The sequence below is a fragment of the Pseudomonas sp. AC463 genome (assembly GCF_979253585.1).
This window is the reverse complement of record NZ_CEEDDZ010000001.1, coordinates 181,299-198,610: the sequence shown is the minus strand read 5'-3', so window position 1 is coordinate 198,610 and position 17,312 is coordinate 181,299. Positions and strand designations below refer to the sequence as shown.

General features: G+C 60.7%; 12 protein-coding genes. 7 read left to right on the top strand and 5 right to left on the bottom strand.

Annotation, left to right across the window (positions count from 1 at the left end; translation table 11 throughout):
• The first annotated feature begins 243 nt into the window (after positions 1-243).
• From AC0IYH_RS00955 to AC0IYH_RS00945, 3 genes are all read left to right on the top strand, one after another.
• Positions 244-954 (top strand): HPP family protein, encoded by a 711-nt coding sequence (locus tag AC0IYH_RS00955; RefSeq protein ID WP_116627954.1) that lies wholly within the window; start codon positions 244-246, stop codon positions 952-954.
• A 141-nt stretch (positions 955-1,095) separates the two neighbouring features.
• The gene (locus AC0IYH_RS00950) at positions 1,096-2,199 is read left to right on the top strand and encodes an enoyl-CoA hydratase/isomerase family protein (RefSeq protein WP_471832713.1); all 1,104 of its coding nucleotides are present in this window, start codon (positions 1,096-1,098) and stop codon (positions 2,197-2,199) included.
• A gap of 3 nt (positions 2,200-2,202) precedes the next feature.
• The gene (locus AC0IYH_RS00945; protein ID WP_471832712.1) at positions 2,203-3,354 is read left to right on the top strand and encodes an acyl-CoA dehydrogenase family protein; all 1,152 of its coding nucleotides are present in this window, start codon (positions 2,203-2,205) and stop codon (positions 3,352-3,354) included.
• 139 nt (positions 3,355-3,493) lie between these two features.
• Here the strand turns inward: AC0IYH_RS00945 and AC0IYH_RS00940 are convergent, their stop codons facing one another.
• From AC0IYH_RS00940 to AC0IYH_RS00925, 4 genes are read right to left on the bottom strand one after another with little or no spacing between them, the layout of a single operon-like run.
• Positions 3,494-4,267 (bottom strand): enoyl-CoA hydratase, encoded by a 774-nt coding sequence (locus tag AC0IYH_RS00940; protein ID WP_471832711.1) that lies wholly within the window; start codon positions 4,265-4,267, stop codon positions 3,494-3,496.
• Between the two features lie 11 nt (positions 4,268-4,278).
• Positions 4,279-5,406, bottom strand: a complete 1,128-nt coding sequence (locus AC0IYH_RS00935; protein ID WP_471832710.1) for an acyl-CoA dehydrogenase — start codon at positions 5,404-5,406, stop codon at positions 4,279-4,281.
• A gap of 9 nt (positions 5,407-5,415) precedes the next feature.
• The gene (locus AC0IYH_RS00930) at positions 5,416-6,600 is read right to left on the bottom strand and encodes an acetyl-CoA C-acyltransferase (RefSeq protein WP_471832709.1); all 1,185 of its coding nucleotides are present in this window, start codon (positions 6,598-6,600) and stop codon (positions 5,416-5,418) included.
• A 12-nt stretch (positions 6,601-6,612) separates the two neighbouring features.
• A complete protein-coding gene (locus AC0IYH_RS00925; RefSeq protein WP_116627948.1) occupies positions 6,613-7,380 on the bottom strand; it encodes an SDR family NAD(P)-dependent oxidoreductase in 768 nt (255 codons plus the stop codon).
• Between the two features lie 198 nt (positions 7,381-7,578).
• Here AC0IYH_RS00925 and AC0IYH_RS00920 point away from each other — a divergent pair, with 198 nt between their 5' ends.
• From AC0IYH_RS00920 to AC0IYH_RS00905, 4 genes are all read left to right on the top strand, one after another.
• On the top strand, positions 7,579-8,472 hold the full coding sequence (locus tag AC0IYH_RS00920) for a bestrophin family protein (RefSeq protein WP_471832708.1): 894 nt from the start codon (positions 7,579-7,581) through the stop codon (positions 8,470-8,472).
• A gap of 64 nt (positions 8,473-8,536) precedes the next feature.
• Positions 8,537-9,595, top strand: a complete 1,059-nt coding sequence (locus AC0IYH_RS00915) for a tetratricopeptide repeat protein (RefSeq protein WP_471832707.1) — start codon at positions 8,537-8,539, stop codon at positions 9,593-9,595.
• A gap of 107 nt (positions 9,596-9,702) precedes the next feature.
• The gene (locus AC0IYH_RS00910) at positions 9,703-11,205 is read left to right on the top strand and encodes an ATPase domain-containing protein (RefSeq protein WP_116627945.1); all 1,503 of its coding nucleotides are present in this window, start codon (positions 9,703-9,705) and stop codon (positions 11,203-11,205) included.
• Positions 11,202-12,872: an ATP-binding protein gene (locus AC0IYH_RS00905; RefSeq protein WP_116627944.1), complete on the top strand. Its 1,671-nt coding sequence runs from the start codon at positions 11,202-11,204 to the stop codon at positions 12,870-12,872. Before AC0IYH_RS00910 ends, AC0IYH_RS00905 begins: the two co-directional genes overlap by 4 nt.
• A 13-nt stretch (positions 12,873-12,885) precedes the next feature.
• Here the strand turns inward: AC0IYH_RS00905 and AC0IYH_RS00900 are convergent, their stop codons facing one another.
• Positions 12,886-17,220: a DUF8038 domain-containing protein gene (locus AC0IYH_RS00900; RefSeq protein WP_471832706.1), complete on the bottom strand. Its 4,335-nt coding sequence runs from the start codon at positions 17,218-17,220 to the stop codon at positions 12,886-12,888.
• Positions 17,221-17,312: the final 92 nt, after the last annotated feature.

Below are 17,312 nucleotides of genomic sequence, written 5' to 3'. Positions count from 1 at the left end.
GCAAATACCGAGTTCTGGGAAAGCTCAACGGAGCTGTTTCTCCATGATCCGTCGGCCCGTATTGGCCCAAGACGTTTAAATCCATTTTTATTGTATTTAACCCTCATTAATATGCATTGGAACTGTGTTGAACGGCGCGGCACACTGCACAAGTTCCTTCCCCCAATGTTGGAACTTTCAAAGGGCTTTTCCGGGCAACCAGACAAGCCTTTTTTTTGCCCGCCGTTTATGGATTGCCTTTCAATGCTCGCTCGCTGGTTCCCCGCTGCCATCAATACCCGCCCCACCGAATGGAGTCGCGCCGCCATTGGCATGGCGCTGGGCACCCTGTTCAGTGTCTGGTTATGTGCCCAGGTCTTTGGCATGGAGGTGGCACTGCACTTGCTGGGTCCGCTGGGGGCGTCTGCGGTGTTGCTGTTTGCGGTGTCGTCCGGTGCGCTGGCCCAACCCTGGTCGATCATCGGCAGCTACTTGTGCGCCGGTGTCGTGGCCTTGCTGGTTGCACGCGTGCTCGGGCGCACCCTCGGCGGTGCCTGCCTGGCGGCGGGTATGGCGGTGGTGCTGATGTGCTGGCTGCGCTGCCTGCACCCGCCGGCCGGCGGCCTGGCCATGACCCTCGTACTCGCCGACCCGGCCTCTGCTGCTCTTGGCTGGCATGAATTGGGCGCAGTACTGCTGGGCGCCGGCGCCCTGCTCGCCTGCGCCCTGGCCTACAACAACGCCACGCGCACGCGTTATCCCAAGGGCGCAACCGAGGCCCCGGCGGTTGTGCTGCCGGACCTGGCTGCCGGTCGGGACCCGGCAATCACCGCCGCGGACTTGAAACTGGCGCTGGCCGACATGGAGCAGTTCTACGACGTAGCCCCCACGGAACTGGAACAGTTGATCCACGCGGCAGAGCACCACGCGCGGCGCCGCAGCATCGGTGAGGTACTGGCAAGCCGGGTGCCCTGAGCAGCGCCTCGGCGCTCTGCATAAATGCAAAAACGACCTGCATGATTCCGGGTTGTACTGGGCAAATTTGCACTGGTACGATCGCGAGAAGGTTCGTCCGCGAACATCTTGATAAAGAACAATAAAAGCAGGGAGTTACAGATGACTGCTCAGGTTTCAGCCGAAGCAAGCAGCACCGATGTACCGCAGGACGACGTACTGGCCGAAGTACGCAACCATATCGGCCACCTCACCCTCAACCGCCCCGCCGGCCTGAACGCCATCACCCTCGGCATGGTCCGCAGCCTGAGCCAACAGCTGCAAGCCTGGGCGGATGACCCCCAAGTGCATGCCGTGGTCCTGCGCGGCGCCGGCGAAAAGGCCTTCTGCGCCGGTGGCGACATCCGCTCCCTCTACGACAGCTTCAAAGCTGGCGACACCCTGCACCAGGACTTCTTCGTTGAAGAATATGCACTGGACCTGGCCATCCATCATTACCGCAAGCCCGTATTGGCCCTTATGGACGGCTTTGTGCTGGGCGGCGGCATGGGCCTGGTGCAGGGCGCGGACCTGCGTGTGGTCACCGAACGCAGCCGCCTGGCCATGCCTGAAGTGGCGATCGGTTACTTTCCGGACGTCGGCGGCAGCTACTTCCTGCCGCGTATTCCCGGCGAGCTGGGCATCTATCTCGGTGTGACTGGCGTGCAGATTCGTGCGGCCGACGCGCTCTACTGCGGCCTGGCGGACTGGTACCTGGACAGCCACAAGCTCAACGACCTCGACCACAAACTCGACCACCTGCAATGGCACGAATCCCCACTCAAGGATTTGCAGGGCGCACTCGCCAAGCTGGCCGTGCAGCAATTGCCTGACGCGCCGCTGGCGGCCCTGCGCCCGGCCATCGACCATTTTTTCGGCCTGCCGGACGTACCGAGCATTGTCGAGCAGTTGCAGCAAGTCACCGTTGCCGACAGCCATGGATGGGCGCTGCACACCGTCGACCTGATGCAGACACGCTCGCCCCTGGCCATGGCCGTGACCCTGGAGATGCTGCGTCGCGGCCGTCGCTTGCCGCTGGAGCAATGCTTTGCCCTGGAACTGCATCTGGACCGTCAATGGTTCGAACGCGGTGACCTGATTGAAGGGGTTCGCGCGCTGATCATCGACAAGGACAAACAGCCACGCTGGAACCCGCCGACACTCCATGGGTTGGACAAAACCCATGTCGAGAGCTTCTTCCATCACTTCGAGCAGGTTGCGAACTAAATCATGCAAGACATTGAATACACAGAAGAACAAGTAATGATCCGCGACATGGCGCGCGACTTTGCCCGTGGCGAGATTGCCCCCCACGCCCAGGCCTGGGAGAAAGCCGGCTGGATCGACGACGCGCTGGTGGCGAAGATGGGCGAACTCGGCCTGCTGGGCATGGTGGTGCCCGAAGAATGGGGCGGCACCTATGTCGATTACGTGGCCTATGCCCTGGCGGTTGAGGAAATTTCAGCCGGTGATGGCGCCACTGGCGCGCTGATGAGTATCCATAATTCAGTCGGTTGCGGGCCTGTCCTCAACTACGGCACAGATGCGCAAAAACAAACCTGGCTGGCTGACCTCGCCAGCGGCCAGGCGATTGGCTGCTTCTGCCTCACGGAACCCCAGGCCGGCTCCGAAGCCCACAACCTGCGCACCCGTGCAGAATTGGTGAATGGCCAATGGGTGATCAATGGCGCCAAGCAGTTTGTCAGCAACGGCAAGCGCGCCAAGCTGGCCATCGTATTTGCCGTGACCGACCCCGAGCTGGGCAAAAAAGGTATCTCCGCATTCCTGGTGCCCACCGACACTGCGGGGTTTGTGGTCGACCGCACCGAACACAAGATGGGCATTCGCGCATCCGACACCTGCGCCGTAACCCTCAACCAGTGCACGGTGCCCGAAGCCAACCTGCTGGGTGAGCGCGGCAAAGGCCTGGCCATTGCCCTGTCGAACCTGGAAGGCGGCCGCATCGGCATCGCCGCCCAGGCCCTGGGCATCGCCCGTGCGGCGTTCGAAGCGGCGCTGGCCTACGCCCGTGACCGGGTGCAGTTCGACAAGGCAATCATCGAGCACCAAAGCGTGGCCAACCTGCTGGCCGATATGCAAACCCGCTTGAATGCCGCCCGCCTGCTGATCCTGCACGCCGCGCGCCTGCGCTCTGCCGGCAAGCCATGCCTGTCGGAAGCCTCCCAGGCCAAGCTGTTCGCCTCGGAAATGGCCGAAAAGGTCTGCTCCTCGGCGATGCAGATTCATGGCGGGTATGGGTATCTGGAAGATTACCCGGTGGAGCGCTACTACCGGGATGCGCGGATCACGCAGATTTACGAAGGGACCAGCGAGATTCAGCGGATGGTGATTGCCAGAGAGCTGAAAAACTACCAGCTCTAACTGACACCCCAGAAAGCAACTGTGGGAGGGGGCTTGCTCCCGATTGCGGTGGGTCAGCTAGCCATAAGCCGACTGATACACCGCCATCGGGAGCAAGCCCCCTCCCACATTTAGATTTCCAGTGTGGGTGAGGTCGAAGTTATTTGTCCTTGAACTCCGGCGCACGCTTGGCCACGAACGCGGCCATGCCTTCCTTCTGATCCAGCGTCGCAAACGCCGCGTGGAACACCCGGCGCTCAAAGCGCACGCCTTCGGACAGGCTCACTTCAAACGCGCGGTTCACGCTTTCCTTGACCATCATGCTGATCGGCACCGACTTTCCAGCGATCAGGGTGGCAACTCTCAAGGCCTCTTCCAGCAGCTCATCGGCCGGCACGATGCGCGCCACGATCCCGCAGCGCTCGGCTTCCACCGCGTCGATAAAGCGCCCGGTCAGGCACATTTCCATGGCCTTGGCCTTGCCCACCGCGCGGGTCAGGCGCTGGGTGCCGCCCATGCCCGGCAGCACGCCGAGATTGATTTCCGGCTGGCCGAACTTGGCGCCGTCACCGGCCAGGATAAAGTCGCACATCAGCGCCAGCTCGCAGCCGCCACCCAGGGCGAAGCCGTTGACGGCGGCAATGATCGGCTTGCGGCGGTTGGCCACGCGATCGCTGTCGCTGAACAAATCGTCCAGGTAGATCTGCGGGTAGGTCAGCTCGGCCATTTCCTTGATGTCGGCGCCGGCGGCGAAGGCTTTTTTCGAGCCGGTTAACACAATGCAGCCGATCTGCGGGTCGGCTTCCAGGCCGTCCAGGGCCTGGTTCAACTCGCTCACCAGCTGCGCATTCAGCGCGTTCAGGGCTTGTGGGCGATTCAGGGTAATCAGCCCGACGCGGCCCTGGACTTCGAGCAAAATGGTTTCGTAACTCATGTATCGGCTCCTTAGAGATTGCGTGAGATGACCATGCGTTGGATATCGCTGGTACCTTCGTAAATCTGGCAGACCCGCACATCGCGGTAGATGCGCTCCAGGGGGAAGTCGCTCAGGTAACCGTAACCACCGAGGGTTTGCAAGGCGGCGGAACAGACTTTCTCGGCCATTTCCGAAGCGAACAGCTTGGCCATGGACGCTTCCACCAGCGCCGGCTTGCCGCTGTCCCGCAGGGCGGCGGCGTAATGCACCATCTGCCGCGCGACCGCGATTTGCGTGGCCATGTCGGCCAGGCGAAACGCCACGGCCTGGTGTTCGATCAAGGCTTTGCCGAAGCTTTCGCGTTCGCGGGCGTAGTCGCGAGCCGCCTCAAACGCCGCGCGGGCCATGCCGACGGACTGCGAGGCAATGCCCACGCGGCCGCCTTCGAGGTTGGCCAGGGCGATCCTGTAGCCTTCGCCCTCCTCCCCAAGCCGGTTGGCCACGGGCACTTTCAGGTCTTCAAAGAGGATCTGGCAGGTGTCCGATGCATGCTGACCGAGCTTGTCTTCTACCCGCGCCACGCTGTAACCCGGCGAATCGGTGGGCACGATAAACGCGCTGATTCCACGCTTGCCGGCTGCCGGGTCGGTCACCGCAAACACAATCACCACCCCGGCGTTTTGCCCGGAGGTGATGAACTGTTTGCAGCCATTCAGCACGTAGTGGTCGCCTTCGAGGCGCGCGCGGGTTTTCAGGCTGCTGGCGTCGGAGCCGGCTTGCGGTTCAGTGAGCGCAAACGCGCCGAGCATGGCGCCGCTGGCCAGGGGCTTGAGAAATTGCTCTTTCTGCTGATCGTTGCCGAACTTAAGGATAGGCACGCAGCCCACCGAGTTGTGCACGCTCATGATGGTCGAGCAGGCGCCGTCACCGGCGGCGATTTCTTCCAGGGCCATGGCGTAGGCCAGGTAGCCGGTGTCGCAACCGCCCCACTGTTCGGGCACCAGCATGCCGAAAAAGCCGAGCTCGGCCATTTCGCCGATGGCTTCCTTGGGGAAACGGTGCTCGCGGTCCCATTCGGCGGCAAAGGGTTTGAGACGCTCCTGGGCGAACTGCCTGGCCGCATCGCTGATTTGCAGTTGTTCGTCATTGGGCAGCATAAAAAATCCTCAATACAGGCATTCAACGGCCATGGCCGTGGCTTCACCGCCGCCGATGCAGATGGCCGCAACACCACGCTTGAGGCCTTTCTGGCGCAGGGCGGAGAGCAGCGTCACCAGGATGCGCGCGCCGGACGCGCCAATCGGGTGGCCGAGGGCGCAGGCACCGCCGTGCACGTTGACCTTGGCATGCGGGATTTCCAGCTTGCTCATGGTCAACAGGCTGACCACGGCGAAGGCTTCGTTGATTTCAAACAGATCGACCTCATCGAGTGTCCAGCCCGTCTTGCTCATCAACTTACGGATCGCTCCCACCGGCGCCACCGGAAACAGCCCCGGCTCGTCGGCAAACGCGGCGTGCCCGTGGATCACCGCCAGCGGCTTGAGGCCGCGCTTGTGCGCCTCGGACGCGCGCATCAGCAACAGGGCCGCTGCGCCATCGGAAATCGAACTGGAGTTGGCCGCCGTCACCGTACCGCCTTCGCGGAACGCCGGTTTCAGGCTGGCGATCTTGTCCGGCCTGGCCTTGGGCGGCTGCTCGTCGTGCAGGATGGTTTTTTGTTCCTTGCCGACGGTGACCTGCACGGGGACGATCTCGGCGACGAAGTTGCCATGGGTGATGGCTTCCTGCGCACGGGTCAGCGAGGCAATCGCGAAGGCGTCCTGGGCTTCACGGCTGAAGCCGTTATGCAGGGCGCAGTCTTCGGCGAAGGTGCCCATCAGGCGGCCCTTGTCGTAGGCGTCTTCAAGGCCGTCGAGGAACATGTGGTCAAGCACGCGGCCGTGGCCCATGCGGTAGCCGCTGCGGGCGCGGTCCAGCAGATACGGCGCGTTGGACATGCTTTCCATGCCACCGGCGATTACCACCTCGACACTACCGGCCAGCAGCGAGTCATGGGCCAGGATCGCCGCTTCCATACCCGAGCCGCACATCTTGTTGAGGGTCGTGCAGCGGGTGGACTTGTCCAGCCCGGCGCCGAGTGCAGCCTGCCGTGCCGGCGCCTGGCCGAGGCCAGCCGGCAGCACGCAGCCGAACAGCACTTCATCCACGGCATCGGTGGCAATGCCGGCGCGCTCGACCGCCGCGCGGATTGCAGCAGCGCCGAGCTGCGGCGCAGTGAGGCCCTTGAGGTCGCCCTGGAACCCGCCCATGGGCGTGCGCACGGCGCTGACAATCACGATGGGATCAGTCATGGGGAATCTTCCTTACTTGGCAGCCATGCGCAAGGCGCCGTCGAGACGGATCACCTCGCCATTGAGCATGCTGTTTTCAATGATGTGCCGCACCAGCGCGGCGTATTCGGCGGGCTTGCCCAGACGCGGCGGGAACGGCACGCCGGCGGCCAGGGAGTCGCGCACCTCGGGGGTCATGCCGGCCATCATCGGGGTTTCGAAAATGCCCGGGGCGATGGTCATCACGCGGATGCCGAAGCGCGCCAGTTCACGCGCGGCCGGCAGGGTGAGGCTGGCAATCGCGCCTTTGGAGGCCGCATAGGCGGCCTGGCCGATCTGCCCGTCAAACGCGGCGACGGAGGCGGTGTTGATAATCACGCCACGCTCGCCTTCGGCATTCGCCTCGGTTTCAGCGATCGCCGCTGCGGCCAGGCGCAGCAGGTTGAAGCTGCCGATCAGGTTGACGTTGATCACCTGGGCAAAGCTGGCCAGCCCATGGGGGCCGGTTTTGCCGAGGATTTTTTCGCCGCGCACGATGCCGGCGCAGTTGACCAAGCCGTGCAGCCCACCAAAGGCTTCCACAGCGGCGTTTACGGCCGCTTCGGCGGCGGCTTCCTGGCTGATGTCTGCCACCGCGCTGCGTGCATTGTCACCAAGCTGCCGGGCTTTGGCGGCCACGGCGTCGGCGTTCATATCCACCAGCATCACTTTGGCACCGGCGGCTACGAGCATTTGCGCGGTGGCCGCGCCGAGGCCCGAAGCGCCGCCGCTGACCAGGAATACCTTGTTTTCAATCTGCATTATTGTTTCCTTGGACTGTGCACGATTGGGCCAGATGGTCGCTCTGCAGCCGCATAGCGGCAATGGTCAAAGCCTTCAATATCGTTGACTGGTTTGGCCAATCATCGATCCCGCTGATCGGCCGGTCAGCCCAAGCGATTGGACGGCAACCAGGCGGCCTTCTAACCTGTGGGCCTGCGCCACCAAAGAAGCCCCGCGATGATCGTACGTCCCAAACCCAACCTGCTCGGCATCCTGTTTTCCCTCAAGGGCTCGATTGCCAAACGCATCGCCCTGCGCAGCCTGCTGGTGACCCTGCTGGCCTCGGTGATTGTGCTGGTCGAAACCCTGCACCCGGCGTATTTCTCCAAGGTCAACGCTACGCCTTTCACCCTGCTCGGGCTGTCGCTGTCGATCTTCATGAGCTTTCGCAACAACGCCTGCTATGACCGCTGGTGGGAGGGCCGCAAGCAGTTGGGGCAGATGATCATTGACGTGCGCTCGCTGATCCGCGAAACCCAACTGCTCATTGACCCGGCCGAGCGCGCCGGCCTGCTGCGCGCCCTGTGCGGTTTTGCCCACGGCCTGATCGCACGCTTGCGCCATGAAGACGAAGCCCGGGCGATCACGCCATGGGCGGCGGTGGACAAACACCACCCCAACCTGCCGGACAACGTGCTGCAACAGGTAGGCGCGCGGTTTTCCGCGCTGACCGAGCAAGGCGTACTCAGTGAATGGCGCTACACCCAGCTGGAAGCGCGGCTGGTCAGCCTCAGCCAGGTGCAGGCTGCGTGTGAGCGAATCAAGACCACGCCGCTGCCCTTCCCCTACACCCTGTTGCTGCATCGCACCATCTACCTGTTCTGCATCCTCCTGCCGTTCGCCATGGCCGAACCCCTGGGCTGGCTGACACCAGTGTTCACCGCCATCGTCAGCTACACCTTCTTTGGCCTGGATGAGATCGGCGATGACCTCGAAGATCCGTTTGGCTTCGATGAAAACGACCTGCCGTGTAATGCCCTGCTGCGCACCCTGGAGCGCGAAGTGCTCGCGGCGCTGGGCGAAACCGATTTGCCGCCGGCCCTCGAACCGGTGGACTACGTGCTGACCTGATGCGGGTTTGACACCTGCCCTGGTCTGACCGAAGCTGACGGCTTTGCTCTTGCTGGACGCCTGCATGTCAAAGTCACGCCGTTACGCCATCGTCGGCCTGTGCGCCCTGTTGTTTATTGTGCTGCTCACCTGGTATTTCTCCCGCGCCACCCCGGTGGCCGTGCCGCCGGCCATTGCCCACGGTTACTCCAAAGCCTTGAAACAGGCGCATAACGGCGAGCCCGGCGCGGCCCGTGTGCTGTACCAGCAATTGGGCCGCCCGGACCTGTCGCCCGAACGCCGCGCCGCGCTGCACGCCGAATTGCCCAACTACCCCAGCCCCCAGGCCTTGAAACTGGCGGATAAAGACCTGGCCAGCGAGTCACCGCTGGTGCGCGAGGCTGCCATTCACAGCATCGTCGGCCTGGTGCCCAGTGGCCAGCGCACGCTGCTGCTTGGCCCGGCGCTGGATGATCCCGACCAGGGCGTACGGTTTGCCGCTGCCAATGCCTTGCTCGGGCTGTCCCCCGACACCTTGGGCCTGTACTTCGGCCCGTTGCAGCAGGTGCTGGATGAGTTCGTAAAGACGCTCAAGGCGCAGCCGGAAACGGCCGAGGGCTGGATTCAACTGGCGCGCCTGTATATCCACAGCGCCCTGCTGCCCGACGCGCAAAATGCGCTGGAACAGGCCATGCGCTTGCAACCCGATAACCTGCAAGCCGGGGTGGCGCAGATCGAATTGCTCGACAAGCAAGGCAAGACCGACGAATCCCGCCAACTGCTGGCGCGGCAGCTGGCGGCGCACCCCGAGTCGGCCTACCTGCAACATGCCCTGGGCATGTGGCTGCTGCACCATGGCGAGCGCCCCTATGCGCTGCTCGGCTTGTCCAAGGCGGTGGAACTTGAGCCGGACAACCAGGATTACCGCTACGACCTGGCCACCACCCTGCACGCCCAGCATGAACAGGAAGCTGCCCAGCGCCAGCTGGAAGAAATCCTTCAGCGCCACCCGGCCAATCGCAAGGCGCGCGTGCTGCTGATCAACTACTGGAAAGAAAGCGGCCAGTTGCAGAACGTGCAAGTGCTGCTCGCCCAGCTTGAACAGCAGAATCCGGATGACCCCGCACTCCAGCAGGGTCTGTAGTTTTAGCAACAGGTTGGAACCGTGGCAAAGCGCTACGGTCAAGAGAGTATGGCGCTCCGATATCAACGGCGCGCATCCTCTACTCGTATGTGACCTGAGGGCACTTCTTGTCTACATCCAACGCGCAGTTATCCGAAAAAGCGGCCACCGGCATCGAAGGTCTTGATGACATTCTTTCCGGCGGGCTATCGCGTAGCCACCTGTTCCTGCTGGAAGGTGAGCCTGGCACCGGTAAAACCACGGTCGCCCTGCACTTCCTGCAGGCCGGGGCAAAAGCCGGAGAGCGTTCGCTGTACATCACGCTCTCCGAAACCGAGCGCGAATTGCGCCAGGGCGCCAAGTCCCACGGCTGGGACCTGGATGACAATATCCATATCTTCGAACTGACCCCGCCGGAAAGCCTGCTCGACGCCGAGCACCAGCAGAGCCTGCTGTACTCCTCCGACCTGGAACTGGGTGAAGCCACCCGCCAGATCTTCGAGGTAGTGGAACGGGTCAAGCCGACCCGCGTGGTTATCGACAGCCTCTCGGAAATCCGCCTGCTGGCACAAAGCTCGTTGCGTTATCGCCGGCAGATCCTGGCGATCAAGCACTACTTTGTGCGCTACGACGCCACCGTGCTGCTGCTGGATGACCTGACCACCGAATCCCTCGATAAAACCGTGCACAGTGTGGCCCACGGCGTGATTCGCCTGGAAGAACTGACCCCCAACTACGGTGCCGAACGGCGCCGGGTGCGGGTGGTGAAATACCGCGGCCAGAAGTACCGTGGCGGCTTCCACGACTTCACCATCATGCAAGGCGGCGTGCACGTGTTCCCGCGTCTGGTGGCGGCCGAGCACCGCGGTGGCTACCTCCGCCAGACCCTGACCAGCGGCATTCCTGCCATGGATTCACTGTTGGGCGGCGGCATCGAAACCGGCTCCAGCAGCCTGATCCTCGGCCCGGCCGGTACCGGCAAGTCGCTGATCTCGATGATCTTCGCCGCCGCCGCCGTGGCCCGTGGTGAAAAAGCCGCGCTGTTTATCTTCGATGAAGAACTGGGGCTGCTGTTCGAACGCATGAAAAACATGGGCATCGACCTGGCGGCGCTACAGGAAACCGGCAACCTGCTGATCGAGCAGGTGGACGCCGCCGAGCTGTCCCCCGGCGAGTTCTCGCACCGCGTGCGCCGTTGCGTCGACGAGCGCGGGATCAAGACCGTGGTGATCGACAGCATCAACGGCTACCAGGCCGCAATGCCCGAAGAAAACGCACTGATCCTGCATATGCACGAACTGCTGCTGTACCTCAACCGCCGGGGCGCGGCGACTTTCATGACCGTCGCGCAACATGGGCTGGTCGGCGACATGCAAGCGCCGGTCGACATCACCTACCTGGCCGACACCGTGATTCTGCTGCGCTACTTCGAGGCCCTGGGCAAGGTGCGCCGCGCCATCTCGATCATCAAGAAACGCACCGGCTCTCACGAATCGACGATCCGCGAATACCGTATCGGCAGCCGTGGCCTGACGGTCGGCGAGCCGCTGGACAACTTCCAGGGCGTATTGCGCGGGATCCCGACCTACATGGGCGCCGGTTCCCCTCTGCTCAAGGATGAGGGCGTGTGACGGGCCTTTCACCGGTCTCCGAACGCGCAATCGTACTGGCGCCGATGGGCCGTGATGGCGCGCTGGCGCTGATGATGCTCAAAGAAGCCGGCTACAACGGCATCGTTGCCAGCCACCTGCCGATGCTCTGCGAAGCCCTGGACCAGGGCGCCGGCTTGTTGATCATCGCTGCCGAAGCCCTGCGCGGTGTCGATCTGGAACCGCTGCTGGAGCACTTGCACCGGCAACCGGCCTGGTCGGACCTGCCCATTGTGCTGATGACCCATCACGGCGGCAGCGAGCAGAACGGCTCGTCACACCTCAGCGGCCTGTTGGGCAACGTGACGTTCCTGGAGCGGCCCTTCCACCCGATCACGCTGATCAGCCTGGTCAGCGCCGCCCTGCGCGGCCGCCGCCGGCAATATGAAGCGCGCGACCGCCTGATCGACCTGAGCCAGAGTGAGTTGCGCCTGCAGCGCACCCTGGAAACCCTCGAACAACAAGTCGAAGAGCGCACCGCGCAGTTGCGTCACAACGAAGAAGCCTTGCGCCAATCACAGAAAATGGAAGCCGTCGGCCAATTGACCGGCGGCATCGCCCATGACTTCAACAACATGCTCACCGGGATCATCGGCAGCCTGGAGCTGCTGCGCCGGCGGATATCCCGAGGCAAGCTGGACGACCTCGACGGCTTGATCGACCTGGGCGTCACCTCGGCGAATCGCGCCGCCGGGCTCACCCACCGGCTGCTGGCGTTCTCGCGTCGCCAGTCGCTGGACTCCAAACCGGTCAACCTCAATGAGCTGGTCACGTCCATGGGCGAGCTGCTGCAACGCAGCATCAACGAAAGCATTTCCCTGGACATGCGCCTCACCGGCGAGCCCTGGACCGCCGAAGCCGACCCCAACCAGCTGGAAAGCGCCCTGCTCAACCTGGTCATCAACGCCCGCGATGCAATGCCCGGCGGCGGCAAGCTGGTGGTGGAAACCACCAACCGCCGGCTCGACAGCGTATTCACCGCCGCCTATGGCACTCTCACTCCTGGCGACTACGTGGAACTGAGTGTCAGCGATAACGGCTGCGGCATACCGGACACCGTGATCGGCCGGGTCTTCGACCCGTTCTTCACCACCAAACCCATCGGCCAGGGCACCGGCCTGGGCTTGTCGATGATTTATGGCTTCGCGCGCCAGTCCCATGGCCATGTGACCATCCATAGCGAAGTCGGCAAGGGCACCACGGTGAGCCTGTTTCTGCCGCGCTTTATCGGCCAACCCACCGCCGATGTGCGTGCGGACCCTGCCCTGCTGCCGTTCGCCAATGCCGGCGAAACCGTCTTGATCGTTGAGGACGACCCGGCCGTGCGGGCGTTGGTCAGCCAGGTATTGAGCGAGCTGGGTTACGCCTTTGTCGAGGCTGGCGATGCTGACAGTGCGTTGCCAATTATCGAGTCCACCCAGCGCATTGACCTGATGATCAGCGATGTGGGCTTGCCGGGCATGAACGGCCGGCAACTGGCCGAAATCGGCAGGCAGCTTCGACCCGACTTGAAGGTGTTGTTTATTACCGGCTACGCCGAGCACGCGGCGGTACGAGGCGGGTTCCTCGACCCGGGCATGCAGCTGATCACCAAGCCGTTTACCTTTGATTTGTTGACGGCGAAGGTGCGGGAGATGATCAGGTGCTAGGGGCCGCGCATTTTCAGACGGCCAGGTTCGCTACGTTGGCGTTGAGTGTGCTGGCGGGTGTGTAGGCAAACTGCCAGCCGCTTTGCCCGTTGAGCCCGTCGAGGAAATCCTGAAGGCCTTTATGCTTGCCATCGCCCAGGTGATAAACGGTCATGCTGCCGCTTAACTTGGACGGGTTGCCATGTCTGGCCATCGCCGCGTCCAGATCCTGGCTATTGGTGTTGAACAGATAAAGCTTATTGTTTACGTCTTTCTGGATGTAGACCGTGTGGCCGAACTCCCCTCCCTCATGCGCACGTTTGAAGTTGAGCAAACCGGACTCCTGGATGTCCGCAGGATTGAACCTGGTTTTGAGACTGTCTGACTGAATGCCCATGATGTTCAGGTAGCGTTGTGAATAGTTAGTGCCTCGCTGACCTTTTCTGGCGGCTTGCACAGCGTCGAAGACTTCAGGGGCAAGGGTCTTTTCGGCCTGCCCCACACGTACTGAGGCTTCGTAACAAATCAGGCCATGATTGCCTGGCGTCTTGTACTGGTGTTCCCAGCCCGCTTTCAAACGATCATGAGAGAGGGTCGCAAATGCGCGCTCATCGAGTGGGACTTCATAGAGCTTTTTGAACGCGCTTTGGTTGATGCTATTCAGCTCTCTCCATTCGTCGTCATGGGTGAATATCTTGAACTCCAGACGTTTGGGATCTACGCCATGGGATCGGTAAGGCGTGGGAAAGGTTGTGTCATTGAATAACCGGGTCAGCCCTTTCTCCATTGCCTCGGGGGTATTGAAGTAGGCAACGCCAGCATTCGGATCATAGAAATAGTATTTTTTCGCCGAGCCCTTAACGATCACACCCGCCGCCATTGCATGCCCTGGTGTATCGATCATCACGGATTTAGTGCCGGGTGATTGTGCCAACTCCTCCACCAACTGGTCGTGGGTCACCTGCCGCGCAACCTTGTGCGCATGAAACGCCGTTTCGCCGCCCGTCTGAGCTTGCAGGCTTTTAAGCGAGTGCATGAACTCCCTGGACGCAGGTGCATCAGGACGGGCCGAGGCTTTGTACATGTTATTAATCAGTACTTTGTCTTTGCCTTGTTCTATGGCCGTGGCGAACGTGCGCGAAAGCGCTGCACATTGGCCATCGGAAAACTGCGCTGTCGAACTCAGGTAACTGGCTTGCGGCATTGCAAACACAGTACCGAATTCAGGTTCGATGTTGTCGATGAACCGGGTCGCGCCTTTTGCCCCGTGCTTGAAGGCCAAATTATCGTACTGCTTGACGAGTGAGCCCATCATGCTCGCCGTGAGGTCTTTTTTTTGCGCCAACGCCATTAATTCCAGGGGCTTCATTTCGCGTGAAAAAAGGCTGGAGGCTTTCGGCACCTCGGTAGCGTGATAAGCCGCTTCGAACTGTGCTTTATCGGGCCCGAACTTATGCTTGTTGAGCGCCGCGGTCCATTTATCCACAATGGTTTTTTGGTCGGGCTTCAACACTTTTCGACCCACATCCCAGTCTCCAAAAGCCGCAGCGCTCTTCATGGAGGGCACGAAGTCAACCAGCGCTGAACCGTAGGGTTGCTGCAAGACAGCGTCGTAGGCATGCCACTTTCCGCCCGTTAGCACGGCGGTCCCGCTGTGTACGACATGGCCTTCGCGCTTGTAGGTGCCTAAGGCTGATGCATCAAAGCGCTTGGCCGCAGCGACAAGGTCATAATCGCCTGCTGCTCCACGAATTTTATTCAGGTGTTTGAGGCCAACATTGCCGACCTTTTTTACTCCGCGTCCTACGCCAGTGATAAGGCTGGTGACACCGTCCAATGGATTGAGGAGACTCACCGCGGCCTTGCCAATGATTGAGGCGACTCGCAGGGCTTTGGCCCCTTTTGCTACGGCGCCCAGCGCCTTGCCTACCGTCGCGGCACCCAGGGTGACAAAACCCAGAGCGTCCAAGGCAAGCTCGCCCAAACCTTCGGCAAAGTTACCTTTGGAGAAATTCACAATGGCGGAGCGCAAGGGAATCAGGTTAAGCAGAAACTCACGATACTTTACGTAGTCTGGAACTTCGGTCTCCAGCGTTGTAGCCCCCTTCGAATAGGCCTTGATCTTCTCCGTCAGGCCTGCATACACATGCTCGGTCACAAAGTTCGCGATGTTATTTGTGCGACGGGAATCATAGGCGGGTTCTTGGGGTAAATCCGAGGGGTTCATTTCGGCAACTTTGGTGGTATATCGGTGGCTGCCTGGAATCCTGGCGTAGCTAGGCACACTGATCTCATCCGTATCACTGCCTGGAAGCACTTGTTTTCGCAGCCCATCAGGGGCCCCCACTTTGAAGTTCTTCTCGAGATCGGCTCGCCTGTAAATATTCGCCTTTTGAGGGTTTATCTCATAAAACCTGACTTCTGAGCCTATTTGGCAACGTGCAACCAGCGGCTTGTTACTAATGGGCTGCCCGCGTTCAACATGGTTCCGTCCAGGGGTAGAGTCGTAAATAAGCTCCTCGCGGTAAAATTCAACCTTGCCTTGCACTAAAAACTTAAGGTCGTCTGCCGGAAGGCGGGAAATTAAATATTTAACCGTTGTTTTTGTACCCAGCTTCAAGTCATCAATGTGGCTTTGTATTTTGTCGGTGTAGAGTTTGTTGGTGTCCGGGAAACCCGCCGACGTTCCAAGCAGTTCAAAAAACTTGACCTTGTTCGAAAACAAATGCCATTGGTTTTTTGTATTGTCGAGTGCGCCACTCCTGCTCCCTGGCTCGGGGGCGTCGAATAGACGGTTAGAGATATAAAGGTCCAATAACGAATACGGACCGGGAAAATCTTTATTTGGATACTTTAACGTTATGAACCTGGTGTTGATCAGTTCATTAAAATCAGCCTTCTCACCCTGCGCCTCGCGCAGCTTTTCATTGCCCGCCCTTGGGATACCGAGCTTGCTTATGATCGACTTGAGGTAAGGCAGGTTTTCGCTTTGATTAAAGCCGAGCGCGTCATAGAGCTGGTCAGCCGCCATGCTTTCGCGCATAGGAATGGGGGCACCCTGGACCTCCAATGCGGCTACAAGCTCTGCCATTTGCTTCTGGAATGCAGCCAGGACGTCTTTCTGTTGATTCGCTGTGTAATCGTCTGATGGGCTCAGCGGGATGAGCCTATTGGCCACTCCCCAGTCCATGAGCGCGGTCAACTTGGCCTTCTGCTCTGCCCGCAGTTGCTGCAGGGTGAGAGCGGCAACATCGCCTTGACGCAAAATGTCTGCATATTTCATCGTCGCGGTGGCGCCTGGCGCTTGCGCCTCGATTCGCCCCACGGCGGTGCTCAAGGTAAGCCAGGCCTGGGAGCCATAGGTCACGTTCACCGGTATATCTTTAACCAAAAACTCCGGCGCACGGCTTGAAAGCAGCAAGTGAGCGGCGATAAGCGCCGTTTGATCGTTGACCCGCTCGTGTCCAGTGCGAACAGGTGCTGCCTTTAAATGGTTGGCCAATCGCTTGACGATAGCCGACGCCGTCAAGCCCGAATTGTCGGGATGGATGAGTTCAAACCCGGCTACGTTACCTCTTGAACCTGAAGCTTCTCCCTGGGGATCGTACACTTCATGAATAGCGGCCAAGAGGTAATCAGTGGCGCTGGTGGAGGTCGGCACAGCGCCGACGCTGGCTTGCAACTCCCTGCCAAGGGCCTGGGCTTTAGGCGAGTCGAGTATGTCCTGGATCGCTTCACGCAGATTGCCCAGTTCATGGCTCTGCCAAGGCCGATTATCGCTCAGCTCCCCCAGCAAGCCACCGGAACCGGGGTTCGTTATACCGGCCAGGACACCCTGGTAGATCTCTAATCTTTCCTGGCGGGTCGGCGGGTTTGGCCAACCGAGGGCACCCGAGAAATCACCTTTTTCGGGCGTAATGGGCGCAGGCGTTCGCAACGCTTCAATCATGGCCTCAAGTTCACCCGGCGTCTTCGGCACGGTCCACTTATTATGGTTTATATAGTCCTTGAGACTCACGGTGTGCTGTATAGCTGATGCATCGCCCGCAGCGTTATCGGTGAGGGGATAGACGCTGAGGGTGGTGGTTTTAAGATAATCAATAAGTTGCTGCGGGGTTTCGCGAGGAGCTGACGTCAGCAAGTCGGCCAGCTTTAATGTTTCATTGCGGCGCGATAACGCAATTGAAAGTCCCGGCGTCGTGTGTGCGGGGAACTCGGAGAGGTTAAGCCGTCGCGTATCACGCCGCTCAGCCTCACTGTCATTGGATAGCTGATTTCTCTGTGCGTGGGTTGGGGCGGGGTAATGATCGTGAAGACTTGAATAATCAGGTGTGAACGCGGAGGCCGAGCGGAAACCAATCTGACTCATTAAATACCCTTGCCCATATCATTTAAGTAATTGCCCCCGATTGAACAGTTTCTTTTCAGGGGCACTTACTGATTGGCAAGCGATGTAAATAT